A 26087-nucleotide genomic window follows, 5' to 3' on the forward strand; every position below is an offset into this window, starting at 1 on the left:
AGTCAAGAAACTCCGGGATATGTGTCATTATCGGCACCTTCTTCCGAAACTTTAGTGCGCCAGACCACAATATCGCTGTCCATCCGTGTTTAAAACGCTACCTCCACCAGGCCGCCCGCGCGCGCCACGCCGCTGATCTGCTGGCCGCTCTGCGTGCGCACCTGCACCGTCTGGCCATCGCCCGCGCTGCCGATGGCGCGGCCTTCTGATGCTACCTGGAAACCGTTGCCGCTGGAAACGATCCGCACCAGCTGGCCCTGCATGACGACGGGCTTGCGGCGCAGGGTGTCGAGGCGCATCGGCGTGCCTGGCGGCAAGGAAATATTCGTGCTGGCGCCCACCACCTGGGCCATGTCGGTGGCGATGCCTGCCGGCAAGGCTGCCAGGTCGCCCTGCATCGTCACGAGCTGGCTGGCGTCGATGGCTTGCCCCTGCGCCAGCGGCACGGCGCTGGCCACGTAGTCGCCCATGACGGCCACGTTGGCTTGCAGATAGATGGTCCAGCTGGCCGGGGCCGTGCAGCGCACGCCCACGGTGGTCTTGCCCCAGGCGCGGGCACCCGGTGCCATGAACGCTTGCGGCGCGGGGCAGGCGGCCAGGTTCAGGCGCGGATCGACGGCGCCGACGGTGATCGTCACCTTGCCCGGCAAGCCATTGCTTTGCACCTGCAGGAACTGTTCCACGCTGGCGCGCAGCGCTTCCGGCGTCTGCCGGCCGGCGTTTTGCGCTTGCGCCAGCAAGGGCAGGGCGGCAAGGGCGAAGAAGTAAGCGAGCGGTGTTTTCATGGTGATAGGCCTCTGGAATAGTGCCATGATAGTGCGCGCCGCCCCGTTCGAAGCGCGGATTAAGGGGTAAAAGTACGGTCTGATCCGGCGATGGCCTTGCCGGTGGCCGCCGTACTATGTTTCCTGTCATCACTATACCGCCATCCTTCCGCCATCTCGGGCGCCAGTGGCAGATCTTTCCGGAGCCTGACATGATAGGGAAACTCGACGATTACATGCGCTTCAACGAGACGGCGCTGAGCCTGCGCTCGACGCGCCAGGAATTGCTCGCCTCGAATATCGCCAATGCCGACACGCCCAACTACAAGGCGCGCGACGTCGATTTCGCCAGCGCCCTGAAAGGCGCGCTGGCGCGCAGCGACGGCACGCCCCCGGCCCTGAAGGGCACGGCGCCGCAGCACCTGGCGGGCAAGGGCACGGCGGCCGCGGCCGGCGGCAAGGTGGAGACCCTGGCCGATGGCACGCCGCTGCTGTACCGCGCGCCGGCCCAGGGCGCCGTCGATGGCAATACGGTGGACATGGACCTCGAGCGCAACGCCTTCGCCGACAATTCCATCCGCTACGAAGCGAGCATCACGCTGCTCAATGCACAGATCAAGGGCATGCTCACGGCTATCCAGGGAGGACAGTAATCATGTCGCTGTTTAATATCTTCAACGTTTCCGGTTCGGCCATGAGCGCCCAGGCGCAGCGCCTGAACACGGTGGCCAGCAACCTGGCCAATGCCGACAGCGCCACCAGCGCCAGCGGCGAAGCCTACCGCGCCAAGCAGGTGGTCTTCGAAGCCGTGCCCATGGCCAACGGCGCCACGGCCGTCAAGGTGCAGAAGGTGATCGAAGACCCGTCGCCGATGAAGCTCGTCTACGACCCGAAGAACCCGCTGGCCGACGAGAAGGGCTACGTCACCATGCCCAACGTGAACACGGTCGACGAGATGGTCAACATGCTGTCCGCCTCGCGTTCCTACCAGACCAACGTGGAAACCATGAACGCGGCCAAGTCGCTGCTCCTGAAAACCCTTACGCTCGGCCAATAAGGCTGACTGATCACTATGGCAACCATCGATACCAGCAACACCGTCACCACCGATCTGATGGCGACGATGAATCCGAAGAAGACGACGGCCGAACCTGGCAGTGTCGAGGCGGAAACAAACAAATTCCTGACCCTGCTGGTCACCCAGCTGAAAAACCAGGACCCGATGAATCCGCTCGACAATGCGCAGCTGACCAGCCAGCTGGCGCAGCTGTCCACGGTGACGGGCGTCAACAAGCTCAACACGACCCTGGAAACCCTGAAAACCAGCTACCAGCAAGCCGAATCGATGCAGGCGGCCAACATCATCGGCCACGGGGTGTTGACGGCAGGCAAGGATATCAACCTGAGCAAGAGCGCCGCCCTGCTGGGCGTGGACCTGGCCACGGCCGCCGACAAGGTCAAGGTCATCATCTACAAGGATGGCAAGGAAGTCCATTCCATCGACCTGGGCGCGCAGGACGCGGGCACCTTGCCGCTGGGCTGGAACGGTTCCACAGGGGACCTCGATGCGGAAGGCAAGAACATCGTGCTGCCCGACGGCGCCTACACCTTCGCGGTGGAAGCGACGCGCGGCGGCACCGTGCTCAAGGATGCGACGGCGCTGATGTTCGGCTCGGTCGCCAGCGTCTCGACGGGCGCGAATGGCGTGAAATTGAATGTACCGGGCGTGGGCAGCATCACCATGGCCGATGTGAAGCAGATCCTGTAAGCCGCTCGATCGTAGCGTGACCCCCACCCCCTAATTCCTACCAGGAGAACACAATGTCTTTCCAACAAGGCCTGAGCGGCTTGAATGGCGCCGCCAAATCGCTGGACGTCATCGGCAACAACATCGCCAACTCGTCGACCGTGGGTTTCAAGCAGTCGCAGGCCCAGTTCGCCGACATCTATGCCAACTCGCTGTATGGCGTGGGCGGCAACCAGGCGGGGATCGGCGTGTCGGTGTCGCAAATCGCCCAGCAATTTAACCAGGGCAACCTGGAAACGTCGTCGAATCCCCTCGACATCGCCATCAATGGCGGCGGCTTCTTCCGTACCAGCGTCAACGGCGCCATCCAGTACTCGCGCAATGGCCAGTTTCAGGTCGACAAGAGCGGCTTCATCGTCAACGCCCAGCTGGCGCAGCTGACCGGCTATGCGGCCGATGCCAACGGCAAGATCGTCGCCGGTGCCGTCGTGCCCCTGCAGATCGACCAGTCGGACATGAAGCCCCAGGCGACGACCAAGATCGACACGCAGGTCAACCTCAATTCCAACACGACCATGCCGACGACCGTGCCGTTCAAGGCCGGCGACGATTCCTCGTACAGCAAGTCCTTCCCCGTCGAAGTCTTCGATTCGCTGGGCAATTCCCACATCATGTCGAATTTCTACGTCAAGACGGGCACCAACACCTGGGACGTCTACTCGGCCATGGATGGCACGGAAGTGACCAGCATGAAGGCGGCGGCGGCCCTGCAGACGGACCCTGCCTCGCTGGCCGCGCGCGCCGCCTACCAGGCGGCCGTCACGGCCGTGCCGCTGGTGCCGGCCAATGTGACGGCCGCCGCCGTCGCCTATGGCAATGCGGCCGGTGCCGCCGTCTCGGCCGCTGCCGCCGCCGCGGGCGCCACGCCGGCGCAGCTGGCCGCCATCGCCGCCACCTACGGCAGTGCCGTGCCGGATGGCATCAACTCGAGCCGCACGCCGGACCAGATCGACGCGGCCATCCGCGCCGTGACCGAGGTGCCAGCCGTCAAGACCGGTTCGCTGGTCTTCAACACGGTCGGCAGCCTGGACCGGGCAGCCATGCTGGCCCTGACGCCGCCGCAAACCCTGCCCGTCACCGTCAACCTGCCGATCTTCCCCGCCACGGGCGCCAATGCCACCCTGTCGGTGCAGGTTGATTTCAGCAAATCGACCCAGCTGGGCACGGCCACGGCGGAAAAGAAAACGGAAGCGGACGGCTACAAGGCCGGCCAGCTGAGCCAGTTCATCGTCGGTGACGACGGCGTCATCCAGGGCCAGTACAACAATGGCAAGACGCGCGCGCTGGGCCAGGTGGTATTGAGCAACTTTACCAACCCGAATGGCCTGGAGCCGCTGGGCAACAACGCCTGGGTGGAAAGCTCGGCCTCGGGCAAGCCCATCACGGGCGAGCCGAAGACGGGCACCCTGGGCAACTTGCGTGCCTCGGCCGTGGAAGTGTCGAACGTCGACCTAACGGCGGAACTGGTCAACATGATCACGGCCCAGCGCGCCTACCAGGCGAATGCGCAGACCATCAAGACGCAGGATTCCGTTTTACAAACTCTGGTGAACTTGCGTTAACGGATTGAACCCCTAACGGCGAAAGGCTGGGGTCGGACCCTCAGGGTCCGACCCCGGTTTCTACCTTGGGTTTCAGGCAACAGGAGAAATAAAACATGGACCGTCTCATCTACACCGCCGCCTCGGGCGCCAAGCACATCCTCGACAAGCAGGCGACCACGGCGAATAACCTGGCGAACGCCACCAGCACGGGCTTCCGCGCCCAGCTCGACTCGTTCCGCGCCGTGCCCGTCGTGGCCGACGGCATGATGCCCACGCGCGCCTTTGTCGTCGATTCGACGGTCGGTTCCGATTTCACGCAAGGCCCCATGCAGCACACGGGCCGCGCGCTCGACGTGGCCGTGGAAAATGGCGGCTGGATCGCCGTGCAGTCGGCCGACGGCTCCGAAGCCTACACGCGCAACGGCGCCCTGAAGCTCAATGAAAACGGCATGCTGCAGACGCAATCGGGCCTGATGGTGCAGGGCGACACGGGGCCCATGGCCATTCCGCCCGGCGTGACGGTGGCCATCGCCAGCGACGGCACGGTAGGCACGATTTCCACGGACGTGCCGCCGGGACCGTCGACGGTGCTGGGGCGTATCAAGCTCGTCAACCCGCCCGAGCAGCAGCTGGTGCGCGGCGACGACGGCCTGTTCCGCCTGAAGGATGGCACGGTGGCCCAGGCCGACCAGGCCGTCAAGCTCACCACGGGCGCGCTGGAAGGCAGCAATGTCAGCCCCGTCGACTCCATGGTCAGCATGATCGCCCTGGCGCGCCAGTTCGAAACGCAAATGAGCTTGTTGAAGAATGCCGAGAATAACGCGGCGAAAGCCACCCAGATCCTCGCTTTGAATTGATGGGGACCGCCGCATAATGGTCACATAGAAATAGTCTACAGGGCTGATTAAGTAACCCCCAATAAATTATTGTGATTTCTGACTTCCATAACCTGCGCTCTGCGGCGTTGCTCGCTGCTAGCAGTGCCCGCACTGCGTCGCAGTGAGCGCCTTGCATAGCATCTGGTTCTGTTCGTCATAAATTCACACTAATTTCCCGAGGATTACTTGGCGCCGTTATTGGAGAAAAAACATGATTCGTTCCCTTTGGATAGCCAAGACCGGCCTGGAAGCGCAGCAGACGCAGATGGACGTGATCGCCAATAACCTGGCCAACGTCAGCACCACGGGCTTCAAGAAGTCGCGCGCCGTGTTCGAGGACTTGCTGTACCAAAACGTGCGCCAGCCGGGCGCGCAATCGTCGCAGCAGACCCAGCTGCCATCGGGCTTGCAGATCGGCACGGGCGTGCGCACCGTGGCCACCGAACGCATCCATACGCAGGGCAATCCCCAGGCGTCGGGCAATTCGCGCGACGTGATGGTCAACGGCACGGGCTTTTTCCAGGTGCTGATGCCGGACGGCGCCACCGCCTACACGCGCGACGGCTCCTTCCAGACGGACAGCAACGGCCAGCTGGTGACGTCCGAAGGCTTCGTCATCCAGCCCGCCATCACCGTGCCCACCAATGCGCTGAGCCTGACCGTGGCGCGCGACGGCACCGTCTCCGTCACCCTGCCCGACACGGTGGCGCCATCGCAGATCGGCTCGCTGCAGCTGACCACCTTCGTCAACCCGGCCGGCCTGGAATCGAAGGGCGAAAACCTGTACATGGAAACGGGCGCCTCGGGCGTGGCGCAGACCAACACCCCGGGCACGAATGGCGCCGGCGTGCTGATGCAGGGCTATATCGAGACGTCGAACGTCAACGTGGCCGAGGAAATGGTCAACATGATCCAGACGCAGCGCGCCTACGAGATCAACAGCAAGGCCATCACCACGTCCGACCAGATGCTGCAGAAGTTGTCGCAACTTTAATTTTTTTGTCGTCATGCCATCCCTTGCCGGGTGGCAGCGGAGGTTCGTCATGCAATACCCCATCATCGCCCTGTTGTCCGCAGTCCTGCTGTCCGGCTGCGCCATCACGCCCACCTCGATCGTGCAATACCCGACCACCACGCGCGCGCCGATGCCGGAACCCGTGGTCGTCAACAACGGTTCTATCTACCAGCCGTCGACCTACCGTCCCGCCTTCGAGGACCGCCGCGCGCGCCACGTGGGCGACACCATGACGATCGCCATCACCGAGCGCACGAATGCCGTCAAGGCGGGCGCCAGTTCCGGCAACAAGTCCGGCAGCGTGGGCTTTTCCACGCCCGGCATCGCCCAGGGCCGCTTCGGCGCCAGCGTGGCGGCGAATGGCGCCACCAAATTTGCCGACGGCGACAACCAGTCCGCCAGCAACACGTTTTCCGGCACGATCGGCGTGACGGTGATCGAGGTATTGCCTAACGGAAACCTCATCGTTGCCGGCGAGAAGCAGATCGCCATGAACAAGGGCACGGAATTCATCCGCTTCTCGGGCATGGTCAATCCGGACACCATCGGCATCGGCAACGTCGTGCCGTCGACCCAGGTGGCTGATGCGCGCGTCGAGTACCGCACCAACAGCCAGATCGACCGCGCCGAGATGGCCTCGATGGCGTCGCGCTTCTTCCTCAGCCTGTTGCCGTTCTGATCATGGCGACCCTCACCTTTCCCCGCCTTTTCGCCGTCTGCGGCCTGGCATTGTCCCTGCTGGCGCCCGTGGCCCAGGCCGAGCGCCTGAAAGACCTGGCCAGCATCGCCGGCGTGCGCCAGAATCAGCTGATGGGCTATGGCCTCGTCGTCGGCCTCGACGGCAGCGGCGACCAGACCACGCAAACCCCGTTCACCATCCAGAGCGTGGCGGCGATGCTGCAGCAGCAGGGTATTAACTTGCCGCAAGGCACGAGCTTGCAACTGAAAAACGTCGCCGCCGTGATGGTGACGACGGCCTTGCCCGCGTTTGCCCAGCCGGGCCAGCTGCTCGACGTGACGGTATCGTCGATGGGCAATGCGAAAAGCTTGCGCGGCGGCACTTTACTGATGACCCCGCTGAAGGGTGCCGATGGCCAGGTGTACGGCATGGCGCAGGGCAACGTGCTGGTGGGCGGCGTGGGCGCGCAGGCGGCCGGCAGTTCCGTCGTCATCAATCACCTGTCCGTGGGACGCATCTCGGGCGGCGCCACCGTCGAGCGCAGCGTGCCTTCGGCGCTGGGCGCCAACAACACCGTCCGCCTGGAATTGAACGCCACCGATTTTGCCACCGCCAGCCGCGTGGTCGACGCCATCAACAGCCGCTACGGTCCCGGCACGGCCGCCGCGCTCGACGGGCGCGTGATCCAGGTGCAGTCGCCGGGCGGCAGCGACCAGCGCGTGGCCTTCCTGGGCCAGCTGGAAAGCATCGAAGTCAATCCGGCCCGCCTGGCGGCCAAGGTCATCATGAATGCGCGCACGGGCTCCGTCGTGATGAACCAGTCCGTGACCCTGGAAACGTGCGCCATTTCGCACGGCAACCTGTCCGTCACCATCAACGTCGAGCCGCAGGTGAGCCAGCCGGCGCCCCTGTCGGGCGGGCGCACGGTGGTGACGCAGACTGCGCAGATCGATATCAAGAAGGAACCGGGCAAGGTCATGCTGGTCAAGGGCGGCGCCTCGCTGTCGGACGTGGTGAAGGCCCTGAACGCCATCGGCGCCTCGCCGCAGGACCTGCTGGCCATCCTGCAGGCGATGAAGGCGGCCGGTTCGCTGCGCGCCGAACTGGAAATCATTTGATGGGCACGCCATGATCAGTCAAACCGACCTCAGCAATACCGCCGCCTATGACGTGAAGGGCATGGATGGCTTGCGCCAGTCCGCCAAGGCGAAGGACCCCGCCGCGCTGAAGGAAGCGGCCACGCAGTTCGAGGCCATGTTCATCAACATGATGATGAAAAGCATGCGTGACGCCACGCCGCAGGACGGCATCATGGATAGCCAGCAAAGCAAGATGTACACCTCGATGCTGGACCAGCAGACGAGCCAGAACCTGGCCAAGCGGGGCACGGGCCTGGCTGACGTGCTGATCCGCCAGCTGTCGTCCTCGGGCCAGGCGCTGGCGGCCGATGGCGCCGAGGCGCCGTCGCCCCGTTCGTCAAGCATCGCGCAGGCGCTGGCCGCCTTCCGCCAGCAGCAGGGCGCCATCGCCGACGGCGCCACGGGCGGCAAGACGCTCAGCGACAAGGCCAACGCCACGCAGGCGCCGCACGTGCGCGCCTTCCAGGAAAAGCTGGGCGTGCATGCGGAAGAAGCCAGCCGCGCCACCGGCATCCCGGCCAAGTTCATGCTGGGCCAGGCGGCGCTGGAAACGGGCTGGGGCAAGCGCGAAATCATCAGCCGCGACGGCAGCAGCAGCCACAACCTGTTCGGCATCAAGGCGACCAGCGACTGGAAGGGCAAGGTCACGGAAGCCGTCACGACGGAATACGTGAATGGCAAGGCGCAGCGCAAGGTGGAAAAATTCCGCGCCTACGACAGCTATGCGGACAGCTTCAAGGATTATGCGCAGTTGATTACCAACAACAAACGCTATGAAAAAGTGCTGGCCAGCGCCGGCGACGCCAGCACCTTTGCCCAGGGCCTGCAAAAGGCAGGCTATGCGACGGACCCGAATTACGCTGCCAAATTGACAAAGATTATCAAGAATTCGCTGGTCGGCTAAGAGTACCTGTCAAGACCTGCTGCGCGTCGCGATCTGCGGCTTCCGATGCTCACTGTGCATGCGCTCGCTACGGTTTTGTCAGGTGTAGCAAGAGGCATCCTTCACCCCCGCGCAAGCCGCGCGCTTCAAGTTTTCGCCGCGGCTGCCGTAAATACTTTTGACGGTAACCAATAAGACACCATGACTTCGAATCTACTCAGCATCGGTAAGAGCGGTTTGCTTGCAGCGCAGGTGGGCCTGTCGACGACCGGGCATAACATCACCAATGCCAATGTGGACGGCTACAACCGCCAGGTGGTGCTGCAGCAGACGGCCCAGTTCAACAATGCCGGCTATGGCTTCGTGGGCAACGGTACCGAGGTATCGCAAGTCAAGCGCCAGTACGACAGCTTCATGGCTTCCCAGGTGAATGGCGCGCAGGCGACCACCAGTTCGCTCGACGCGTATTACACGCAGATCAGCCAGATCGACAATATGCTGGCCGATCCCACGGCCGGGCTGTCGCCGGCGATGGCCGATTTCTTCAAGGGCGTGCAGGATTTCAGCTCGAATCCCTCGTCCGTCGCGTCGCGCCAGGCATTGCTGTCGAGCGCAAACTCGCTGACGGCGCGCTTCCAGGGCCTCAGCGCGCGCCTGACGGAAATCGGCGATGGCGTCAATTCGCAGATCACCTCGAACGTGAAGGTGATCAATTCCTATGCCAAGCAGATCGCGGACCTGAATACCTCGATCACCAACCTGACGGTGAATGAAAGCAATCAGCCCAACGATTTGCTGGACCAGCGCGACCAGCTGATCACGGAGCTGAACAAATACGTCAAGGCAACGGTTCAGCCTGGCGCCGGCAATTCGATCACCGTCTCGATCGGCTCGGGCCAGCCGCTGGTGGTGGGCAGCAAGAACTTTGAACTGGCCGCCACGCCGTCGCCGACGGACCCGAACCGCCTCGACGTGGGCTATGTGACGGGCACCACCGTCACCAAGCTGTCGGAAAGCTCCCTCAGCGGCGGCGCGCTGGGCGGCTTGCTGGAATTCCGCAGCGGCAGCCTGGACCGCATCCAGAATTCCCTGGGCAAGGTCGCCATCGCGCTGGCCTCCACCTTCAACGAGCAGCACAAGCTGGGCCAGGACTTGAATGGCGACATGGGCGGCGACTTCTTCAAGCTGCCCGACCCCGTCATCGGCGCCGACTACCGCAACAACGCGACCAGCACGACCGCGCTGTCGGCCAAGATCAGCGATCCGACCCAGCTGACGGCCAGCGACTATGCCGTGAAATACGACGGCTCGAACTATGTCGTGACGCGCCAGAGCGACGGCACGAAAACCACCATCAACCCGTATCCGCAGACGGTGCCGCAAACCATCGACGGCGTGGATTTCTCGATCACGGGCACGGCTGCCGAAGGCGACAACTTCATGGTCAGGCCGACGGCCCACGGCGCGTCCGACCTGGCCGTGGCGATTACCGACCGCAACAAGCTGGCCGCCGGCGCGCCGATCGCCACGGGCGCGCCCGTTAGCAACACGGGCAGCGGCAAGCTGGGTGCTGGTTCCGTGGACAAGGCATACTTGACTCCGGGCAATGCCCTGACGGCGCCCCTGACCTTGACGTACGACAAGGCAACTACTTCGCTGACGGGCTTCCCCGCGGGCCAGGCGGTGACGGTGAAAGGCTTGAACGGCGCCACCACCACCTATCCGGCCGGCACGGCGAACATCCCCTACACGGAAGGCGACAGCTTCAGCTTTGGCGGCATCAACGTCAACATGACGGGCGCGCCCGCGCAGGGCGATACCTTTACCATTTCGCCGAACTCGGGCGGCGTGGGCGACAACCGCAATGCCGCCTTGCTGGCGGGATTGCAGACGAAAAACATCCTCGAGGGCGGCAAGGCCACGTTCCAGGGCTCGTACGCGGAAACCGTCAGTTTTGTCGGCAACAAGACGCGCGAAGTCCAGGTCAGCGGCCTGGCCAGCATGGCCTTGCTGCAGCAGACTAGCACGCAGCAGCAGGCCGTGTCCGGCGTCAATCTCGATGAAGAGGCGGCCAACCTGCTGCGCTACCAGCAAGCCTACCAGGCTTGCGGCAAGGTCATGCAGATCGCCAGTACCCTGTTCGACGTGGTCATCGGCCTCGGACGTTAATTATTTGAGCGGCAGCCTCGGGCGCCGCCACCTGGAAGGGCAGCATCATGCGCATCAGTACCAAAATGATCTATGACGCGGGCAGCTCGCAGCTGAATACTCTGCAGGGCGCCCTGAACCGCACGCAGATGCAGCTGTCGGCCAACCGCCGCAACCTGACGCCGGCGGACGATCCCATCGCCTCGTCGCGCGCGCTGGAAGTGACGCAGTCGCAATCGATCAACACGCAATTCGTGACGAACCGCTCGAATGCCAAGAATTTCCTGTCGCAGGAAGACCTGGCGCTGGCCAGCACCACCTCGCTGCTCGCCGACGTGCAGGAATTGGTGTTGAAGGCCGGCAACCCGGCATTGAAGGACGTCGACCGCCAGAGCCTGGCCACCGAACTGCAGGGCCGGCTGACGGACCTGATGGGCATCGCCAACACTTCCGACAATGCGGGTGGCTACCTGTTTTCCGGCTACAAGTCGACCACGCAGCCGTTCAGCCTGACCCCGGGCGGCGCCACCTACGTGGGCGACCAGGGCCAGCGCGAGCTGCAGGTGGGCTCGGCGCGCTACCTGGCCACCAGCGACTCGGGCGCGGCCGTGTTCGAGAACAACCTGACGGGCAATGGCAAGTTCACCACGGCACCCGACGCGGGCAACTTCACGCGCGGCGGCGCCGGCATCATTTCTGGCGGCACCGTCACCGATCCCACCAAGTTGACGGGGCACAAGTATTCCATCGATTTCCAGGTGACGGGCACGGGCACCGACGCCACCACGACCTACACCGTGACGGACGTGACCCTGGGCCAGACGATACCGAATCCGGCCGTGCCCGTGGCCTACAAGGCGGGCGACGCCATCAACTTTGACGGGCAGCAAGTGTCCATCACGGGCAAGCCGGCCGACCAGGACAAGTTCACCCTGGAGCCGAGCGGCAAGGAATCGATCTTTACCACCATCACCAACCTGATCGGCGCACTGGGCCAGCCGGCGTCGGGCGACGCGGGCCAGGCGCGCCTGACGGCCAGCCTGAACGCCGCGCACAACATTCTCGACACGGCCTACGACAACGTGCTGTCCGTGCGCGCGGAAGTGGGCTCGCGGCTGAAGGAACTCGACACGCTCGACAGCGCTGGCGACGACCTCGACCTGCAATATGCGAGCACCCTGTCCGGCCTGCAGGACCTGGACATGGTGAAGACGATTTCCCTCTTCAGCCAGCAGCAGATCACGCTGCAGGCGGCGCAGAAATCGTTTACCTCCATTTCGGGCTTGTCGCTGTTTAATTACATCAGCTAAGCCAGCCGTTTCAAGGCCAGGCCGGGGCAGGGAAGCCATCTCCCGCCCCGGCTTTTTTGCGCCTGCAAGATGGCCATCCTGGCAAGATATGCAGGCAAACTGTGCAGTCTACCTGCATATCTGTTATACTTGGGCCTGTTGATCCACCACGCGGCCCCCATGACCACCCCACAAGAAGACCATCAAAGCCACGAGCAAGTGCTGCAACTGGCCAGCGAATTGCGCATCCTCATCGGCAAGCTGCGCCGCCGCCTGCGCGAGGAATCGCAGCTGGGCGACGTCAGCATGTCGCAGCAATCCGTGCTCAGCCGTTTGGAACGCGAAGGCCCGGCCACCGTCAGCAGCCTGGCGCGCGCCGAAGGCATGCGGCCCCAGTCGATGGCCGCCACCGTGCTGGCCCTGACGGAGGCGCGGCTGGTGACGGGCGCGCCCGATCCGCTCGACGGCCGGCAAACCATCCTGACCCTGACGGACAGCTGCCGCGCCTGGATCGCGTCCAGCCGCGCGGCGCGCGAAGACTGGCTGGCGCGCACCATGGAAACCCGGCTCACGCCGGCCGAAGTCACCGAACTGGACAAGGCGGTGACGCTACTCAAACGTTTGGCGCAATGACCCCGGTGATTGCGACCCCGAAACCCAAGGCAAGGAGGCCTTTCCCCCACAGATGAAAAACACATTCCGTTCGCTACGCAATCCCAATTACCGTATCTGGGCCGGCGGTGCCCTCGTGTCGAACGTCGGCACGTGGATGCAGCGCACGGCGCAGGATTGGCTGGTGCTGAGCGAATTGACGCAGCACAAGGCCAGCGCCGTCGGCATCGTCATGGCCCTGCAATTCGGCCCGCAGCTGCTGTTGCTGCCCCTGACGGGCATGGCGGCCGACCTGCTCGACCGCCGGAAACTGCTGCTGTTCACGCAGGCGGCCATGGGCTTGCTGGCGCTGGGACTGGGCCTGCTGTGCATCAGCGGCCTGGTGCAACTGTGGCACGTGTATGTGTTTGCCTTCCTGCTGGGTTGCGTGACGGCCTTCGATTCGCCCGTGCGCCAGACCTTCGTTTCCGAGATCGTCGAGGAAGACGACCTGACCAACGCCGTGGCGCTCAACTCCACCTCGTTCAATGCGGCGCGCATGCTGGGCCCGGCCGTCGCGGGGCTGCTGATCAGCAGCGTCGGCAGCGGCTGGGTCTTCATCATCAACGCCTTCTCGTTTGCCGCCGTGATCGGTTCGCTGTTGCTGCTGCGCGTGGAACTGCTGCGCCGCGCGCCGCGCCTGAAGGCCACGCGCGCCAGCCTGGGCGAGGGCTTCCGCTACGTGCGCCAGCGGCCCGACCTGATGGCCATCCTGCTGATGCTGTTCCTGATCGGCACCTTCGGCCTGAATTTCCCGATTTTCCTGTCCACCATGTCGGTGACGGCCTTCCATGCGGGCGCGGGCCAGTATGGCGTGCTCAGTTCCATCATGGCCTGCGGCTCCGTGGCGGGCGCCCTGCTGGCGGCGGGCCGCGGCCGGCCCACGCTGGCCTTGCTGCTGGGCGCGGCCGCGCTGTTCGGCGTCGGCTGCGCGCTGGCCGCCGTGATGCCCAATTACTGGCTGTTCGGCATCATGCTGGTGGTGATCGGCATCGCCGCGCAAACCTTTACCACCAGCGTCAACAGCAGCGTGCAGCTGTCCACGGCGCCCGCCATGCGGGGCCGGGTGATGGCGATCCTGCTGGCGATCTCGGCGGGCGGCACGCCGCTGGGCGCGCCCATCGTGGGCTGGGTGGCGGACACCTTCGGCCCCCGCTGGGCGCTGGGCATCGGCGCCGTGTCGGGCCTGGCGGCGGCCCTCGTCGGCGTGCGCTACCTGGTGAAACACCACCAGCTGAAGCTCCATCTCGACCTGCGGCGCTGGCGCGTGGCGCTGAGCACCGACCAGCACTGAGTCCGGCCTCAGCGTGCCGGCGGGGCTGGCGGCGCGGGCCGCAGGGGATTCGGCGGTACGGGCGGCGGCGGCCGGTCGCGCGCGGCGAAGCCGCGCGGCAGCAGACGCGCCGTTTCTATGCCGCGCAGGAACATGTTCTGGAAGGGCGTGGCCAGGTAGGGCAGGACCATGCCGATCACCAGCAAGCCCACGCCCAGGGTGACGGGGAAGCCGATGCCGAAAATGTTCAGCTGCGGCGCGGCCCGCGTCAGGATGCCCAGCGCCACGTTGGTCAGCAGCAGGGCGGCGATGACGGGCAGGGCGATCTGCAGGCCGGAACGGAAGATTTCACCGCCCCAGGCGGCCAGCTGCTGGAAGCCGCCGCCGCTGATGGGGCTGGCGGAAATGGGCAGGCTGACGAAACTTTCCGCCAGCGCCGCCAGCAGCACCAGGTGGCCATTGACTGTGAGAAACATCAACGTGGCCAGCATGACGAGGAACTGGCTGATGGCGGACGAGCGGCCCTTGGTCTGCGGATCGAAGAACGAGGCGAAGCCCAGGCCCATGGTCAGGCTGCTGATCTCGCCCGCCATTTCGATGGCGGAAAACACGATGCGGATGGTAAAGCCCATGGCCAGTCCCACCAGCATTTCCTGCGTGAGGATCAGCAGGCCGGGCAGGGACATCGGGTTGACGGCGGGCAAGGCCGGCACGCCGGGCGCGATGATCATGGCCAGCAGGGCGCCCAGCGCCACCTTGACGGTGGCCGGCACGGCCGCGTTGCCGAACAGGGGCGCGGCCGCGATCAGGCCGAGGATGCGGCTGAGTGGCCACAGCAGCGCCGCGATCCACGTGTTCAGTTCGATGCTGGACAGGGTCAGCATGGCCTATGCCCTTGCCGCATGCCTAGCCGACCAGGTTCGGGATGCCCGTGAAGACCTGGCGCATGTAGTCGAGCATGACAGACAGCATCCACGGTCCCGCCACGACGATGGCGATGAAAATGCCCACCAGCTTGGGAATGAAGGACAGGGTCGCCTCGTTGATCTGCGTGGCGGCCTGGAAGATGCTGACGACCAGACCGATGATGAGGGCGACGAGCAGCATGGGCGCGGCCACCATCAGGGTGATTTCCATCGCCTGGCGGCCCAGGGTCATGACGCTTTCGGGTGTCATCGTCGTCCCCTAGTAAAAACTCTGTGACAGCGAACCGAGCAGCAGCTGCCAGCCATCGACCAGCACGAACAGCATCAACTTGAACGGCAGCGAAATGGTCGCTGGCGACATCATCATCATGCCCATCGACATCAGCACGCTGGCGACCACCATGTCGATGATCAAAAACGGGATGAAGATGGCAAAGCCGATCTGGAAAGCCGTTTTCAGCTCGCTCGTGACGAAGGCGGGCACGAGGATGCGCAGCGGCACGTCTTCCGGGCCTTGCAGGGCCGGCGTGCGCGACATCTTGGCGAACAGGGCCAGATCGGCCTGGCGCGTCTGCTTGAGCATGAAGGTCTTCAGCGGTTCCACACCCTTGTCCATCGCCTGCTGCATGCTGATCTTGTTTTCCTGGTAAGGCTGGTAGGCATCCGTATAGATCTTGTCGAACACGGGGCCCATGACGAACAGCGTCAGGAACAGGGCCAGGCCCACCAGCACCTGGTTCGGCGGCGCCGACTGCGTGCCGATGGCCTGGCGCAGCAGGGACAGCACGATGATGATGCGCGTAAAGCAGGTCATCATCAAGAGGGCCGCCGGCAGGAAGGTGAGCGACGTCATCAGGATGAGCGTCTGCACCGGCAGCGAATAGTTCTGGCCGCCTCCCGGCGCCGGCGTGCTGGTGAAGGCCGGGATGCCCGGTTCGGCCAGGGCCCACAGCGGCAGGGCCAGGGCGACGGCCGCCAGCAGCCAGGTCAGGGGAGTCTTGATATTGCTCAATGCCATCGTCCGCGCCTTCATTGCCTGCTTATTTTCCATTGCGTTTTTCGATGGTCTGTTTCAGCCACTCGGAAAAGTTGGCGGCGGCAGGGCCGTTCTGCGCGGCGGCCGGCAGCGGCAAGTCGCCTTCCTGGCGCGGCATCGTCGCCAGCGCATTCACGCGGCCGGGCGAGGCGCCGACGACGATCCACTGGTCGGCCACTTCGATGAGGACGATGCGTTCGCGCCCGCCCAGGTTGAGCGAGCTGACGACGCGCATGCGGGCGTTGCCGCCCATGGCTTTCGGGCCGTAGCGCTTCATGAACCAGGCCAGGCCGATCAGCAGGGCCAGCACGAAGACGAGGGCCACAATGGTTTGCAGCAGGCTGCCGGCCGAGGTCGCGGGCGCCATCGTCATCGGCGCGCCGGGCGGCATGGCGGGCAGGGCGGCGGCGGGCGCGGCGGCCGTGTCGGCTGCCGCCGTTGCTTTCTCGGCAGTAGCGGGGGCAGGCGTGCTGTCCGCCGCCGTGGCGGCCGGAGCCGAGGCCGGGGCGGAAGCCACGGCGGCCGCGGCCGGTGCGGCAACGGCCGCCGGCGCGGCATGGGCAATGCAGCATGCCGCCGCCAGCGGCAGCATGATGGAAATCAACAGGCCAGGCTTCATTTATTCAATTTTCGGATGCGTTCGGAAGGCGTGATGATATCGGTCAGGCGGATGCCGAACTTGTCGTTCACCACCACCACTTCGCCCTGGGCGATCAGGCAGCCGTTCACCAGCACGTCCATCGGCTCGCCGGCCAGGCCGTCGAGCTCGACCACGGAACCCTGTGCCAGCTGCAGCAGGTTCTTGATGGCGATCTTGGTGCGGCCCAGCTCGACCGTCAGCTGCACGGGGATATCGAGGATGAAATCGATATCGTTGTGCGTTTCCGACTTCGACGCCTGCTTGGAAAAGTCCTTGAACACGGCGGCGCTGGCCGCGCTGGCCGTATTGGCGGCCTGGTTCTGCAGCGCTTCCGCTTCCGCCTTGGCCTGCTCGGCTATGGCCGCGCCCCAATCGTCTTCCGCGCTTTGGTCGTCTTGGTTGTCAGACATGTGTTTCTCCTGTTGTCCGGATGCGGGCCGCAGCGGCCCGTAAATTTCTTAATGGTTGTTCATGTTATCGGCATTGGCGAGGAGTTTCTCCACCTTCAATGCATATTGTCCGTTCAACACGCCATACGTGCAATCCATCACGGGCACGCCGTCGACGGTGGCGGCGATCAGCTCGGGGATGTTGAGCGGAATGATGTCGCCCACCTTCATGTTCAGGATCTCGTCGAACGAGACGCGGGCCGTGCCCAGCGAAGCCACCAGTTCCACTTCGGCGATCTGGATCTGCTGCGTCATCAGGCGGATCCAGCGCTTGTCCACTTCCAGCGCCTCGCCCTGCAGGCTGGAGGTCAGCGAATCGCGGATCGGCTCGATCATCGAATACGGCATGCAGAAGTGGATTTGTCCGGAAACGGAGCCCAGTTCCACCGTAAACGTGGATGCCACCACCACCTCGTTCGGCGTGGCGATGTTGGCGAACTGCGTGTTCATTTCTGAACGAATATATTCAAACTCGACGGGGAAGACCGGCTCCCACGACTTGGTGTAGGCCTCGAAGACGATGTCGAGGATGCGCAGGATGATGCGCTGCTCCGTCTGCGTAAAGTCGCGCCCTTCGACGCGCGTGTGGAAACGGCCGTCGCCGCCGAACAGGTTGTCCACCAGCAAGAACACGAGGCCCGGATCGAAGACCATCAGGGCCGTGCCGCGCAGCGGCTTCATGTGCACCAGGTTCAGATTGGTCGGCACCACCAGGTTGCGGATGAATTCGCTGTACTTGGACACGCGCACGGAACCGACGGACACTTCCGCGCTGCGGCGCAGGAAGTTGAACAGGCCCACGCGCAGCAAGCGGGCGAAGCGTTCGTTGATAATTTCCAACGTCGGCATCCGGCCGCGCACGATGCGCTCCTGGGTCGCCAGGTTGTAGGTGCGAACTCCCGTGACGTCTTCCGGCGCCTGCGCGTCGTCCTGGTCTCCGTTGACGCCCTTCAGAAGGGCATCGACTTCTTCCTGGGAGAGGAAATTATCGGCCATGGCTGCTTATTGAATGATGAATGCGGTAAATAATACGTCCGTCACGTCCTGCTCCGGCCCCTTGTCCTCGAACGGCTGGTTGACCTGGCCGATGATTTCGGCCGCCAGTTGCTGCTTGCCTTCCACGGTATTGAGTTCCGATGCTTTCTTGCCAGACAGCAGCAACAGCAAACGGCTGCGCACCTTGGGCATGTTGAGCTTGATCAAGTCCATTTCTTCCGGACTGCTCGCTTGCAAGGTGAAAGCGATCTGCAGGTATTGCTCGCCATTTTCCGGCTGCAGGTTGACGGTGAAGGCATCGATGGGCACGAAGACGGGCGGACCGGCCTTGGACGCCGCGTGTTTTTTCTTGCTGGGCGCGCTGTCTTCCTTGTCGGCCTTGCCATGCAGGAAATACCAGGCCGCACCGCCACCGACGCCGCCGGCGACCAGCACCGACGCCAGCACTATGATCAGAAGCTTCTTTTTTGACGCGCCGGCCGGTGCCAGGGCTGCATCTGCTTTCGGATCTGCTTTCATTTTTGGATTTGCTTTCAATGGTACTCGAGTGCATGGAAGTGGATCACGACGCCATTATGTCATTATCGGCAAATTCTGCGCAGAAGGATGCAGCGAAAAGAGGGACGAAGCGCCCTCAACTCGATGTTTCTGCATGAAAAGTTCCAGCGCAAGGCGCCCCTGTGGCCTGCGGGCGACGAATTGCCTCTAGGCAAACGTGTCCACGGCGCCCAGGGTGGCCCGGCCCCGCGTGCCCGTCGCCGGGGCGATGGCGATCTCGCCGCCGGAAACGCCGCCGTGCTGGCCGCCGCCATGCCGGCCGCCGGACGCTTCACGGCTGCCCTGGCCTTGCTGTTCCGGCGTGCCGGCCGAGACCGTGGCGCTGCCGAAGGCGATGCCCGCGTCGCTCATCATTTCACGCAGGCGCGGCATGGCCGCTTCCAGCGCCTGGCGTACTTCCGGCTGGGCCGACATGAAGGCCGCATCGGCCTGGTCGTTGGTGACTGTCAGGACCACCTGCACGGGACCGAGGTCGGGCGGATTCAGGGTCAGGGTGGCGCTCTGGTCGCCGCCGGCCGCCATCCACACGACTTTCTGCCCCAGCTGCTGGTCCCAGGCTGGCGTGCCGACCCGGCCGGTCAGCTTGTCCGTGGGCACGGCCGCAGCCGCTGCCGCCTGCTGCAGCGCGGCCGGCTGCAACTGGGCCGCCAGGCGGCTCAGGTCGGCAGGCGTGTCCTTGATGAGCGGTTCGGCCACGGCCGCGCCAGCCTTGGCGGTGGCGGCCAGCTGGGCGTCGATGGCCAGCTTGCCCGCTTCGGCCTTGCCGCCCGCCAGCTGGGTGGCAGCCGTCTTGCCCTGGGCCTGGCCCAGGCTGGCGGCAAAGTCGCCGCTGTCCGCAGGCGCGACGCCTGCCTTGCCGTTGCCCTGGCCTGCGGCCAGCAACTGGGTTGCCGCCAGGCTCTTGCCGTCGGCCTTGACGCCGCTGCGCGCCGCCAGTTCCCCGGCCGGCCTGGCGGTGGCCGGCGACTGCATGGCCAGCTGGATGCTGCCCACGAGGGCCAGCATCTCGGCGGCCGGATCGGCCGGTTTCTGCGCCGTCGTGGCGGCCGCTTCGCTTTCCTCGGCCGGGACGCCGTCCTTGGCAGTCGGCGTGGCCGTTTCGCTGGCGGACGCCGCTTGCCTGTCCGGCGTGGCTTGCTCGGCCGGTTTGGCTTCGCTGCCCGCCGTCCTGGCGGCGGACGCGGGCGTGGCCGCCGGCGCCGGCGTGCTCGCTGGCGGCCGGGCCGCCTGCGTCTGCGCCTGCGTGCGGCTCGCCTGCCGCTGTTCCAGCTGGCGGTTCAGGGTGCGCTGGAAGTCGCCATCGCCGCTGCCGGCGGGCGGCTGGCTGCGGTTGGCGGGACCCGGCGTGGCGTTCGGCGAGACTATCTGGGAAATCGGGGTGGGCTGGGTTTGCATGGTGCTGCCTCAGTGTTGCTTAGCGTTTGTAATAGGCTTGTCGAGCCGCGTGCTCATCCATTGCCTTCTGATCGCGCTTGTTTTCCAGCTTCAGGGCCTGTTCCTGCGCCCGGTTGTTCAGGGTGGTGTAGGACATGCGCTTGCGTTCGGCATCCTGCCAGCGCAGCTTTTCATTCTCGCTGCGCGCCTGCGCATGCTCGACCACTTGCTGCTGGCCCAGGATGGCGCTGTCGAGCTTGAGCATGAAGGCCTGGAAGTTGCGGTAGGCCATGGGCGTGATGCCGCTGCTCATGGTCGTTTGGAAGCGCTGCGCGTAATCGTCGCGGTAGCCGGTCAGCATGTCGAGCTTCTGGCGGCAATCGTCGAGCGCTTTCAGGGCCGCGCCCAGGCGCTTGGCGCAGTCGTCCGTTTCACGCTGGGCAAGGTCGATCAGGGTGGCAAGTTGGGAAGGAGAGGCCATGGCTGATTATATTCCCCGGGTGCAAGCCCCAATCAGTCGAATAGAGCGGTAAGTTGCCCCAAGCTCTCGTCCATGCTGACCCGCTCCGTGATCTGCTGCTGCAGGAAGGCTTCGATCTTTTCATGCAGGGCGATGGCCTGGTCCAGCACGGGGTCGGTGCCGGCGCTGTAGGCGCCCACGCTGATCAGGTCGCGGCTGCGTTCATAGCGCGAATACAATTGTTTCAGCTTGCGGGCCTGTTGCTGGTGCTCGTGCGAGGTGATGGAGTGGGCGGCGCGCGAAATCGACTGTTCGATGTCGATGGCGGGATAGTGGCCCGCCTCGGCCAGGCGGCGGTTCAGCACGATATGGCCGTCGAGAATCGCGCGTGCCGAGTCGGCGATCGGGTCCTGCTGGTCGTCGCCCTCCGTCAGCACGGTGTAGAAGGCCGTGATCGAGCCGCCGCCTTCCTCGCCATTGCCGGCCCGCTCCACCAGCACGGGCAGCTTGGCGAAGACGGACGGCGGATAGCCCTTGGTGGCGGGCGGCTCGCCGATGGCCAGGGCGATTTCGCGCTGCGCCATGGCGTAGCGGGTCAGCGAATCCATGATCAGGAGCACGTTCTGCCCCTGGTCGCGGAAGTGTTCGGCGATGGCCGTCGCATACGCGGCCCCTTGCAGGCGCATCAGGGGCGGCGTGTCGGCCGGCGCGGCGACGACGACGGAGCGGGCCAGGCCTTCGGCGCCGAGGATCTGCTCGATGAATTCCTTCACTTCGCGTCCCCGTTCGCCGATCAGGCCGACGACGATGACGTCTGCTTCCGTGTAGCGGGCCATCATGCCCAGCAGCACGCTTTTGCCGACGCCGGAACCGGCGAACAGGCCCATGCGCTGGCCCCGGCCCACGGTCAGCATGGCATTGATCGAGCGCACGCCCACGTCCAGCGTGTCGACGATGGGCGCGCGGCCCAGCGGATTGGCGGGACGCACGTTGATGGGGGCGCTGTCGACCGTGTGCAGCGGGCCCAGCTGGTCGAGCGGGCGGCCCGCGCCGTCGAGCACGCGGCCCAGCAATTGCGGCCCCACGGGCAGGTGGCGCGCGCGGTCGCTGGGGCGGCGGCGCGGGTGCGCCACGCTGCCCGGGCGGGGGATGGCCGGTTCGACGGAAAACACGCGCGTGCCGGGCACGATGCCCTCGACGTCGCTTTGCGGCATGAGGAACAGGCGATCGCCCTCGAAACCGACGACTTCCGCCTCGACCCGGCCGCCATTGGGCAGGGGCACGGTGCAAGCGGCGCCCACGGCCAGGCGCAGGCCCACGGCTTCCATCACCAGGCCCGCCACGCGCGTGACGCGGCCCGACACCTGCATCGGCTCCACGAAGCCGACCACGGCCGTGCAGTCGTTCAGGTAGGCGCGCCAGCGCGCCGCATGGGCCGCCGGACCTTTGACGGGTTCGCTCACGGCGCCAGCCAGTCCAGGTCCTTGCCCAGCGCATGCGTCAGGCGCTGCCAGCGGGTGGACGTCTGCGCGTCGATCTGGTTGCTGGCCGTGTCGATCTTGCAGCCGCCGCGCTCCACGCTGGGGTCTTCGATGACGCGCCAGCCACCCTTGTCGAGCTCGTCGCCGATGCCGTCGCGCACCACTTGCGCATCGTCCGGGTTGAGCATCAGCAAGGCTGGTTGTTGCAGCACAGGCAAGTATTCGATGGCTTCGCGCACCATGGGCAGCATCAGCTCGGGACGCACGGGCAGGGCCGTCTTGAGCATGCCCTTGGCCAGCTGCAGGGCCAGTTCCATCACTTCATGGGAGATCAGTTCGTCGGCCTGCTGCACGGCCGTGCCGAAGTCGACGGCGATGGTCTGCAGGTGCGCCAGTTCCACGCCGGATGCCGCCTTGCCTTCCGCGTACGCCTGGGCGTGGCCATCCGCATGCCCGGCCGCGTGGCCTTGCGCATAGCCTTCCGCGCGGCCCGCCTCGAAGGCGGTGGCGCGCGCTTCCTCGCGGATGGCGTCCAGCTCTTCCTGCGTCGGGTATTCCAGGGGCGGCGCCAGCTCTTCCTCGTGCAGTTCGTCAAACGGGTCGAGTTCCGGCTCGGGATCGGGTTCCAGCAGCTTGCGCGCCGCCACCACGCTGGGGCGCTCGTCGCCAAACGAGGTCATTTCCCAGCGCTGGTAGGCGGTTTGTTGCTCTTTGGGAATTAAATTAGACAAACGAATCCTCGCCTTTTCCGCCTAAGACAATTTGTCCTTCGTCCGCCAGGCGGCGCACGATCTGCAGGATCTGCTTCTGCTGCGATTCCACTTCCGACAGGCGCACAGGGCCTTTCGATTCCAGGTCTTCGCGCATCATCTCGCCGGCGCGCTGCGACATGTTCTTGAAGATCTTGTCGCGCAGCTCCTGCGAAGCGCCTTTCAGGGCGATGATCAGCATTTCCGACTGCACTTCGCGCAGCAGCAGCTGGATGCCGCGGTCGTCGATATCGATTACGTTGTCGAACACGAACATTTCGTCCATGATCTTTTGCGCCATGTCATTGTCGTAGTTCTTGATGTTGTCCATGACGGAGCCTTCCTGCTCGCCGCTCATGAAGTTCAGGATCTCGGCCGCGGCGCGCACGCCGCCCAGCGACGATTTCTTGATGTTTTCGTTACCGGACAGCAGTTTCGTCAGCACATCGTTGAGTTCGCGCAAGGCGGCCGGCTGCACGCCGTCCAGGGTGGCGATGCGCAGCACCACGTCGTTGCGCAGGCGGTCCGTGAAATGGCCGAGGATTTCGCAGGCCTGGTCGCGCTCCAGGTGGACGAGGATGGTGGCGATGATCTGCGGGTGCTCGTTGCGGATCAGCTCGGACACGGATTGCGAATCCATCCATTTCAGCGATTCGATGCCGGACGCGTCCTTGCCGCCCAGGATGCGCGACAGCAGCACGGACGCCTTGTCGTCGCCCAGCGCCTTGGTGAGGACTTGCCGGATGTATTCGTCCGAATCGAGGCCGACGGTGGAATTGAGCTCCGTCTGCGAGCGGAAGTCGTCGAGCACCTCGACCACCTGCTCGTGCGCGATGCCCTTCATGGTAGCCATGGCGGCGCCCAGCTTCAGCACTTCGCGGGGGCCGAGGAATTTCATCACTTCGGCCGCTTCGCTCTCGCCCAGCGCCAGCATCAGGATGGATGCTTTTTGCAATCCCGTAGTCTCAGTCATTATTGCCTATCCATGCTTTGATCACGTTGGCCACCACGCGCGGGTCTTCCTGCGCCAGTTTCTTGGCCATCGCCAGGTTCTCGCGGTAACCCCGCGCCGTGTCTTCTTCCAGTTCTTCCAGTTCCGCTTCGCTGAGCAGGACCTCGTTTTCATCCTCGGATTTCACCAGTTCCGGCTCGACGGCCGGCGGCGGGGCGCCGAAATCGTCGATCTTGCGCATCACCGGGCGCAGCATCGGGCGCACGATCTTGATGAAGATATACAGCAGGATCAGGGCCGTGATGAGGAATTTTGCCAGTTCCTTGGCCAGCGGCAAGTTGGCGGGGTCGCGCCACCACTCCAGCTTGCCTTCCGGCGCGCGGTCGATGCCGTCGAACGGCGAATTGGCCACGCTGAAGCTGTCGCCGCGGTCCTTGTTGTAGCCCATCGCTTCCTTGACCAGGTTATTGATCTGGACCATTTCTGCGGGGGAAATCGGCGTGACGGTGACCTTGCCATCCTTGCCGATGCTGCGGCGATAGTTGACGACGACGGCCACGGACAGGCGGCGCAGGCCGCCCATGGATTTCTGTTCATAGCGCACGGTCTTGTCGACTTCATAATTCGTCGTCGATTCCTTCTGCGTCGGCGCCGCCGGCGCGCCAGGGGCCGCGCCTGGCGCGTCCGCCGTCAGGGGGGCCGTGGCCACGCCCGGCGGCTGGTTCGACAGCGCGCCCGGCACGCCGGACGGGTTGGCATTGCCGGCGCCCGTCGATTCGCTCGTCTGCTGGCTGCGGATGGTGGACGCTTCCGGCGGCGAGTTCGGCTTGTAGGTTTCGGCTGCCTGCTCGCTTTGCGAAAAATCCACGTCCGCCGTCGCCTCGGCGCGCACATTGCCTTCGCCGACGATGGGCAGCAGGATCGATTCGACCTGCTTGATCACGCTTTGCTGCAACTGTTGCACGTATTTCAACTGGTTCGGGTCCAGGCTTTTCACGCCGTTGGCGCGGTCCTTGTCCTTTTCCTGGTTCGACAGCAGGTTGCCCGCCTGGTCCACCACGGTGACATTGATTGGCAGCAACTCCGGCACGCTGGACGCCACCAGGTGCACGATGGCGCTCACTTGCAGCTGGTCCAGGCCGCGGCCCGGATGCAGGTTCAGCAGCACGGACGCCGTCGGTTTTTGCTGTTCGCGCACGAAGACGGACGGTTTCGGCAGGGCCAGGTGGACGCGCGCCGTATCGACGGCGGACACCGACTCGATGGATTTGGCCAGCTCGCCTTCCAGCGCGCGCTGGAAATTGACCTGTTCCAGGAACTGCGACACGCCCAGCTTCTGGTTTTCCATCAGCTCGAAGCCCACGTTGCCGCCTTTCGGCAAGCCTTGCGCGGCCAGTTTCAGGCGCGCATCGTGGACTTGCTCGGATGGCACGAGGATGGCGCCGCCGCCTTCGGAAAACTTGTGCTTGATGCCCAGCTGGTCCAGCGAGGCCGTGATGGCGCCGCCGTCGCGGTCCGTGAAGTTGGAAAACAGCACCTTGTACTCGGGCGGCTGGTTCCACATGTACAGGGCCACGCCGATGGCGATCAGCGCCGCCACGCCCAGGCCGCGCAGGAAATTCTTGCCCATCGGCGTCTTGGCGAAGGCTTGCACGGATTCCACGGGCGAACGGGCAGGCGCCGGTTCCGGTGGTATGCGGTTTACATCGATTTCTTCGGCTACAGCCATGATTGCCTTCCAGGGCGCGTGGTTTGACGATATTGGGTGATGCGTGGGGGCCGCATCCTCGGGAGGAGGGGGCGATATGCAGAATTATCCGCCACTGTCACGCGCTTCAATCGTCCAAACAGAAGGTGCTTTTGCCGCCTGCTCGGCCGAGCGGCTGGCGTTGGCGCTGGTATTGTGGAACCCTGGCAGCGTGTGACGGAAGTTATTGTACCCGCCGTTGCCTTGCTGGCCAGGGTTTTGTTCTCTGGAAGCAACACGCATGGAACAGTGATGAAACGCACAAGTATCGGGAGGCAAGGTGAAAACAGGCGGTATCGATAGCAGCAGGATCGAGGCGATGATCGCGCAACTGAAGTCGGCGGCCACGCGGCCGGAGGCGAAGATCCCCGCGATCCAGACCGAGGCCCCGGCGGCCAAGGTGAACTTCGCCGATGCCTTCAAGGGCGCGCTGGACTCCGTCAGCGCCTCGCAAACGGCATCGTCGAACCTGGGCAAGCGCTTTACCATGGGCGACGACAAGGTCAGCCTGTCGGACGTGATGGTGTCGATGCAGAAGTCCAGCATCGAATTCCAGGCGACGGTGCAGGTGCGGAATAAATTGGTTTCTGCATATCATGAGATCATGAATATGCAGGTGTAAACGTCGCACCAAAGCTACTGCGCGGCG

28 protein-coding genes are annotated in these 26087 nt (G+C 64.6%); 14 read left to right on the plus strand and 14 right to left on the minus strand.

All coding sequences use genetic code 11. The annotated features are described in order from the left end of the window. Positions 1-89: 89 nt before the first annotated feature. Positions 90-785, minus strand: a complete 696-nt coding sequence (flgA, locus tag EBS11_RS16170) for a flagellar basal body P-ring formation chaperone FlgA (protein WP_290604367.1) — start codon at positions 783-785, stop codon at positions 90-92. Positions 786-976: 191 nt separating this feature from the next. On the opposite strand from flgA, the gene flgB reads away from it, so the two are divergent. The 13 genes from flgB (at position 977) to EBS11_RS16235 (ending at position 14091) form a co-directional block, all read left to right on the plus strand. After that, positions 977-1417: a flagellar basal body rod protein FlgB gene (gene flgB, locus EBS11_RS16175; RefSeq protein ID WP_290604369.1), complete on the plus strand. Its 441-nt coding sequence runs from the start codon at positions 977-979 to the stop codon at positions 1415-1417. Between the two features lie 2 nt (positions 1418-1419). Next, the gene (flgC, locus tag EBS11_RS16180) at positions 1420-1821 is read left to right on the plus strand and encodes a flagellar basal body rod protein FlgC (RefSeq protein ID WP_196854753.1); all 402 of its coding nucleotides are present in this window, start codon (positions 1420-1422) and stop codon (positions 1819-1821) included. A 15-nt stretch (positions 1822-1836) separates the two neighbouring features. Beyond that, a complete protein-coding gene (locus EBS11_RS16185; RefSeq protein WP_290604370.1) occupies positions 1837-2532 on the plus strand; it encodes a flagellar hook assembly protein FlgD in 696 nt (231 codons plus the stop codon). Positions 2533-2585: 53 nt separating this feature from the next. Beyond that, positions 2586-4133 (plus strand): flagellar hook protein FlgE, encoded by a 1548-nt coding sequence (locus tag EBS11_RS16190; RefSeq protein ID WP_290604371.1) that lies wholly within the window; start codon positions 2586-2588, stop codon positions 4131-4133. Positions 4134-4228: 95 nt separating this feature from the next. Next, entirely contained in the window at positions 4229-4972 is a 744-nt protein-coding gene (locus EBS11_RS16195) for a flagellar basal body rod protein FlgF (protein ID WP_290604372.1), read from the plus strand. 232 nt (positions 4973-5204) lie between these two features. Next, positions 5205-5987 carry a flagellar basal-body rod protein FlgG gene (gene flgG / locus EBS11_RS16200; RefSeq protein ID WP_071322383.1) on the plus strand — a complete coding sequence of 261 codons (783 nt, stop codon included), beginning with the start codon at positions 5205-5207 and terminating at the stop codon, positions 5985-5987. Between the two features lie 49 nt (positions 5988-6036). Beyond that, positions 6037-6687, plus strand: a complete 651-nt coding sequence (locus tag EBS11_RS16205) for a flagellar basal body L-ring protein FlgH (protein ID WP_290604374.1) — start codon at positions 6037-6039, stop codon at positions 6685-6687. Between the two features lie 2 nt (positions 6688-6689). Continuing rightward, positions 6690-7805 (plus strand): flagellar basal body P-ring protein FlgI, encoded by a 1116-nt coding sequence (locus EBS11_RS16210; protein ID WP_290604376.1) that lies wholly within the window; start codon positions 6690-6692, stop codon positions 7803-7805. 10 nt (positions 7806-7815) lie between these two features. Next, positions 7816-8730, plus strand: a complete 915-nt coding sequence (gene flgJ, locus EBS11_RS16215; protein WP_290604378.1) for a flagellar assembly peptidoglycan hydrolase FlgJ — start codon at positions 7816-7818, stop codon at positions 8728-8730. Between the two features lie 180 nt (positions 8731-8910). Further along, positions 8911-10878, plus strand: coding sequence for a flagellar hook-associated protein FlgK (flgK, locus tag EBS11_RS16220; RefSeq protein ID WP_290604379.1), 1968 nt, complete (start codon positions 8911-8913; stop codon positions 10876-10878). Between the two features lie 47 nt (positions 10879-10925). Then, positions 10926-12167 carry a flagellar hook-associated protein FlgL gene (flgL, locus tag EBS11_RS16225; RefSeq protein WP_290604380.1) on the plus strand — a complete coding sequence of 414 codons (1242 nt, stop codon included), beginning with the start codon at positions 10926-10928 and terminating at the stop codon, positions 12165-12167. A 159-nt stretch (positions 12168-12326) separates the two neighbouring features. Next, a complete protein-coding gene (locus EBS11_RS16230) occupies positions 12327-12779 on the plus strand; it encodes a MarR family transcriptional regulator (RefSeq protein ID WP_290604382.1) in 453 nt (150 codons plus the stop codon). A 52-nt stretch (positions 12780-12831) separates the two neighbouring features. Then, complete coding sequence (locus tag EBS11_RS16235) at positions 12832-14091, plus strand: MFS transporter (protein WP_290604384.1); 1260 nt, start codon at positions 12832-12834, stop codon at positions 14089-14091. Positions 14092-14099: 8 nt separating this feature from the next. Here the strand turns inward: EBS11_RS16235 and fliR are convergent, their stop codons facing one another. From fliR to fliF, 13 genes are all read right to left on the minus strand, one after another. Then, the gene (gene fliR, locus EBS11_RS16240) at positions 14100-14954 is read right to left on the minus strand and encodes a flagellar biosynthetic protein FliR (RefSeq protein ID WP_290604386.1); all 855 of its coding nucleotides are present in this window, start codon (positions 14952-14954) and stop codon (positions 14100-14102) included. Between the two features lie 22 nt (positions 14955-14976). After that, positions 14977-15246 (minus strand): flagellar biosynthesis protein FliQ, encoded by a 270-nt coding sequence (gene fliQ / locus EBS11_RS16245; protein ID WP_290604388.1) that lies wholly within the window; start codon positions 15244-15246, stop codon positions 14977-14979. Positions 15247-15255: 9 nt separating this feature from the next. Next, positions 15256-16014: a flagellar type III secretion system pore protein FliP gene (fliP, locus tag EBS11_RS16250; protein ID WP_290604390.1), complete on the minus strand. Its 759-nt coding sequence runs from the start codon at positions 16012-16014 to the stop codon at positions 15256-15258. Between the two features lie 22 nt (positions 16015-16036). After that, on the minus strand, positions 16037-16651 hold the full coding sequence (gene fliO / locus EBS11_RS16255; RefSeq protein WP_290604392.1) for a flagellar biosynthetic protein FliO: 615 nt from the start codon (positions 16649-16651) through the stop codon (positions 16037-16039). Further along, positions 16648-17082, minus strand: a complete 435-nt coding sequence (gene fliN, locus EBS11_RS16260) for a flagellar motor switch protein FliN (protein ID WP_034754038.1) — start codon at positions 17080-17082, stop codon at positions 16648-16650. The genes fliO and fliN overlap by 4 nt, the downstream gene beginning before the upstream one ends. 48 nt (positions 17083-17130) lie before the next feature. Continuing rightward, positions 17131-18117 carry a flagellar motor switch protein FliM gene (fliM, locus tag EBS11_RS16265; protein ID WP_034754035.1) on the minus strand — a complete coding sequence of 329 codons (987 nt, stop codon included), beginning with the start codon at positions 18115-18117 and terminating at the stop codon, positions 17131-17133. 6 nt (positions 18118-18123) lie between these two features. Continuing rightward, entirely contained in the window at positions 18124-18636 is a 513-nt protein-coding gene (fliL, locus tag EBS11_RS16270) for a flagellar basal body-associated protein FliL (RefSeq protein WP_290604400.1), read from the minus strand. Between the two features lie 186 nt (positions 18637-18822). Continuing rightward, complete coding sequence (locus tag EBS11_RS16275) at positions 18823-20070, minus strand: flagellar hook-length control protein FliK (RefSeq protein WP_290604402.1); 1248 nt, start codon at positions 20068-20070, stop codon at positions 18823-18825. A gap of 19 nt (positions 20071-20089) precedes the next feature. Beyond that, positions 20090-20530, minus strand: coding sequence for a flagellar export protein FliJ (gene fliJ, locus EBS11_RS16280; RefSeq protein WP_290604403.1), 441 nt, complete (start codon positions 20528-20530; stop codon positions 20090-20092). Positions 20531-20562: 32 nt separating this feature from the next. Next, on the minus strand, positions 20563-21879 hold the full coding sequence (gene fliI, locus EBS11_RS16285) for a flagellar protein export ATPase FliI (protein ID WP_290604462.1): 1317 nt from the start codon (positions 21877-21879) through the stop codon (positions 20563-20565). A gap of 89 nt (positions 21880-21968) precedes the next feature. Further along, the gene (gene fliH, locus EBS11_RS16290) at positions 21969-22721 is read right to left on the minus strand and encodes a flagellar assembly protein FliH (RefSeq protein ID WP_290604404.1); all 753 of its coding nucleotides are present in this window, start codon (positions 22719-22721) and stop codon (positions 21969-21971) included. Then, positions 22714-23712 carry a flagellar motor switch protein FliG gene (fliG, locus tag EBS11_RS16295; protein ID WP_101482390.1) on the minus strand — a complete coding sequence of 333 codons (999 nt, stop codon included), beginning with the start codon at positions 23710-23712 and terminating at the stop codon, positions 22714-22716. The genes fliH and fliG overlap by 8 nt, the downstream gene beginning before the upstream one ends. Next, positions 23705-25420 carry a flagellar basal-body MS-ring/collar protein FliF gene (fliF, locus tag EBS11_RS16300; protein ID WP_290604408.1) on the minus strand — a complete coding sequence of 572 codons (1716 nt, stop codon included), beginning with the start codon at positions 25418-25420 and terminating at the stop codon, positions 23705-23707. Before fliF ends, fliG begins: the two co-directional genes overlap by 8 nt. A gap of 337 nt (positions 25421-25757) precedes the next feature. Here fliF and fliE point away from each other — a divergent pair, with 337 nt between their 5' ends. Then, positions 25758-26060 carry a flagellar hook-basal body complex protein FliE gene (gene fliE / locus EBS11_RS16305; RefSeq protein ID WP_290604410.1) on the plus strand — a complete coding sequence of 101 codons (303 nt, stop codon included), beginning with the start codon at positions 25758-25760 and terminating at the stop codon, positions 26058-26060. Positions 26061-26087 lie beyond the last annotated feature (27 nt).

Origin of the sequence: Janthinobacterium sp., assembly GCF_009923995.1 — a bacterium.
Lineage (GTDB): Bacteria > Pseudomonadota > Gammaproteobacteria > Burkholderiales > Burkholderiaceae_D > Janthinobacterium.

Excerpts from the sequence above, each read along its gene's own strand:
- flgA (WP_290604367.1), bottom strand. The coding sequence starts at position 785 with ATGAAAACACCGCTCGCTTACTTCTTCGCCCTTGCCGCCCTGCCCTTG.
- flgB (WP_290604369.1), top strand. The coding sequence starts at position 977 with ATGATAGGGAAACTCGACGATTACATGCGCTTCAACGAGACGGCGCTG.
- flgC (WP_196854753.1), top strand. The coding sequence starts at position 1,420 with ATGTCGCTGTTTAATATCTTCAACGTTTCCGGTTCGGCCATGAGCGCC.
- EBS11_RS16185 (WP_290604370.1), top strand. The coding sequence starts at position 1,837 with ATGGCAACCATCGATACCAGCAACACCGTCACCACCGATCTGATGGCG.
- EBS11_RS16190 (WP_290604371.1), top strand. The coding sequence starts at position 2,586 with ATGTCTTTCCAACAAGGCCTGAGCGGCTTGAATGGCGCCGCCAAATCG.
- EBS11_RS16195 (WP_290604372.1), top strand. The coding sequence starts at position 4,229 with ATGGACCGTCTCATCTACACCGCCGCCTCGGGCGCCAAGCACATCCTC.
- flgG (WP_071322383.1), top strand. The coding sequence starts at position 5,205 with ATGATTCGTTCCCTTTGGATAGCCAAGACCGGCCTGGAAGCGCAGCAG.
- EBS11_RS16205 (WP_290604374.1), top strand. The coding sequence starts at position 6,037 with ATGCAATACCCCATCATCGCCCTGTTGTCCGCAGTCCTGCTGTCCGGC.
- EBS11_RS16210 (WP_290604376.1), top strand. The coding sequence starts at position 6,690 with ATGGCGACCCTCACCTTTCCCCGCCTTTTCGCCGTCTGCGGCCTGGCA.
- flgJ (WP_290604378.1), top strand. The coding sequence starts at position 7,816 with ATGATCAGTCAAACCGACCTCAGCAATACCGCCGCCTATGACGTGAAG.
- flgK (WP_290604379.1), top strand. The coding sequence starts at position 8,911 with ATGACTTCGAATCTACTCAGCATCGGTAAGAGCGGTTTGCTTGCAGCG.
- flgL (WP_290604380.1), top strand. The coding sequence starts at position 10,926 with ATGCGCATCAGTACCAAAATGATCTATGACGCGGGCAGCTCGCAGCTG.
- EBS11_RS16230 (WP_290604382.1), top strand. The coding sequence starts at position 12,327 with ATGACCACCCCACAAGAAGACCATCAAAGCCACGAGCAAGTGCTGCAA.
- EBS11_RS16235 (WP_290604384.1), top strand. The coding sequence starts at position 12,832 with ATGAAAAACACATTCCGTTCGCTACGCAATCCCAATTACCGTATCTGG.
- fliR (WP_290604386.1), bottom strand. The coding sequence starts at position 14,954 with ATGCTGACCCTGTCCAGCATCGAACTGAACACGTGGATCGCGGCGCTG.
- fliQ (WP_290604388.1), bottom strand. The coding sequence starts at position 15,246 with ATGACACCCGAAAGCGTCATGACCCTGGGCCGCCAGGCGATGGAAATC.
- fliP (WP_290604390.1), bottom strand. The coding sequence starts at position 16,014 with ATGGCATTGAGCAATATCAAGACTCCCCTGACCTGGCTGCTGGCGGCC.
- fliO (WP_290604392.1), bottom strand. The coding sequence starts at position 16,651 with ATGAAGCCTGGCCTGTTGATTTCCATCATGCTGCCGCTGGCGGCGGCA.
- fliN (WP_034754038.1), bottom strand. The coding sequence starts at position 17,082 with ATGTCTGACAACCAAGACGACCAAAGCGCGGAAGACGATTGGGGCGCG.
- fliM (WP_034754035.1), bottom strand. The coding sequence starts at position 18,117 with ATGGCCGATAATTTCCTCTCCCAGGAAGAAGTCGATGCCCTTCTGAAG.
- fliL (WP_290604400.1), bottom strand. The coding sequence starts at position 18,636 with ATGAAAGCAGATCCGAAAGCAGATGCAGCCCTGGCACCGGCCGGCGCG.
- EBS11_RS16275 (WP_290604402.1), bottom strand. The coding sequence starts at position 20,070 with ATGCAAACCCAGCCCACCCCGATTTCCCAGATAGTCTCGCCGAACGCC.
- fliJ (WP_290604403.1), bottom strand. The coding sequence starts at position 20,530 with ATGGCCTCTCCTTCCCAACTTGCCACCCTGATCGACCTTGCCCAGCGT.
- fliI (WP_290604462.1), bottom strand. The coding sequence starts at position 21,879 with ATGCAGGTGTCGGGCCGCGTCACGCGCGTGGCGGGCCTGGTGATGGAA.
- fliG (WP_101482390.1), bottom strand. The coding sequence starts at position 23,712 with ATGACTGAGACTACGGGATTGCAAAAAGCATCCATCCTGATGCTGGCG.
- fliF (WP_290604408.1), bottom strand. The coding sequence starts at position 25,420 with ATGGCTGTAGCCGAAGAAATCGATGTAAACCGCATACCACCGGAACCG.
- fliE (WP_290604410.1), top strand. The coding sequence starts at position 25,758 with ATGATCGCGCAACTGAAGTCGGCGGCCACGCGGCCGGAGGCGAAGATC.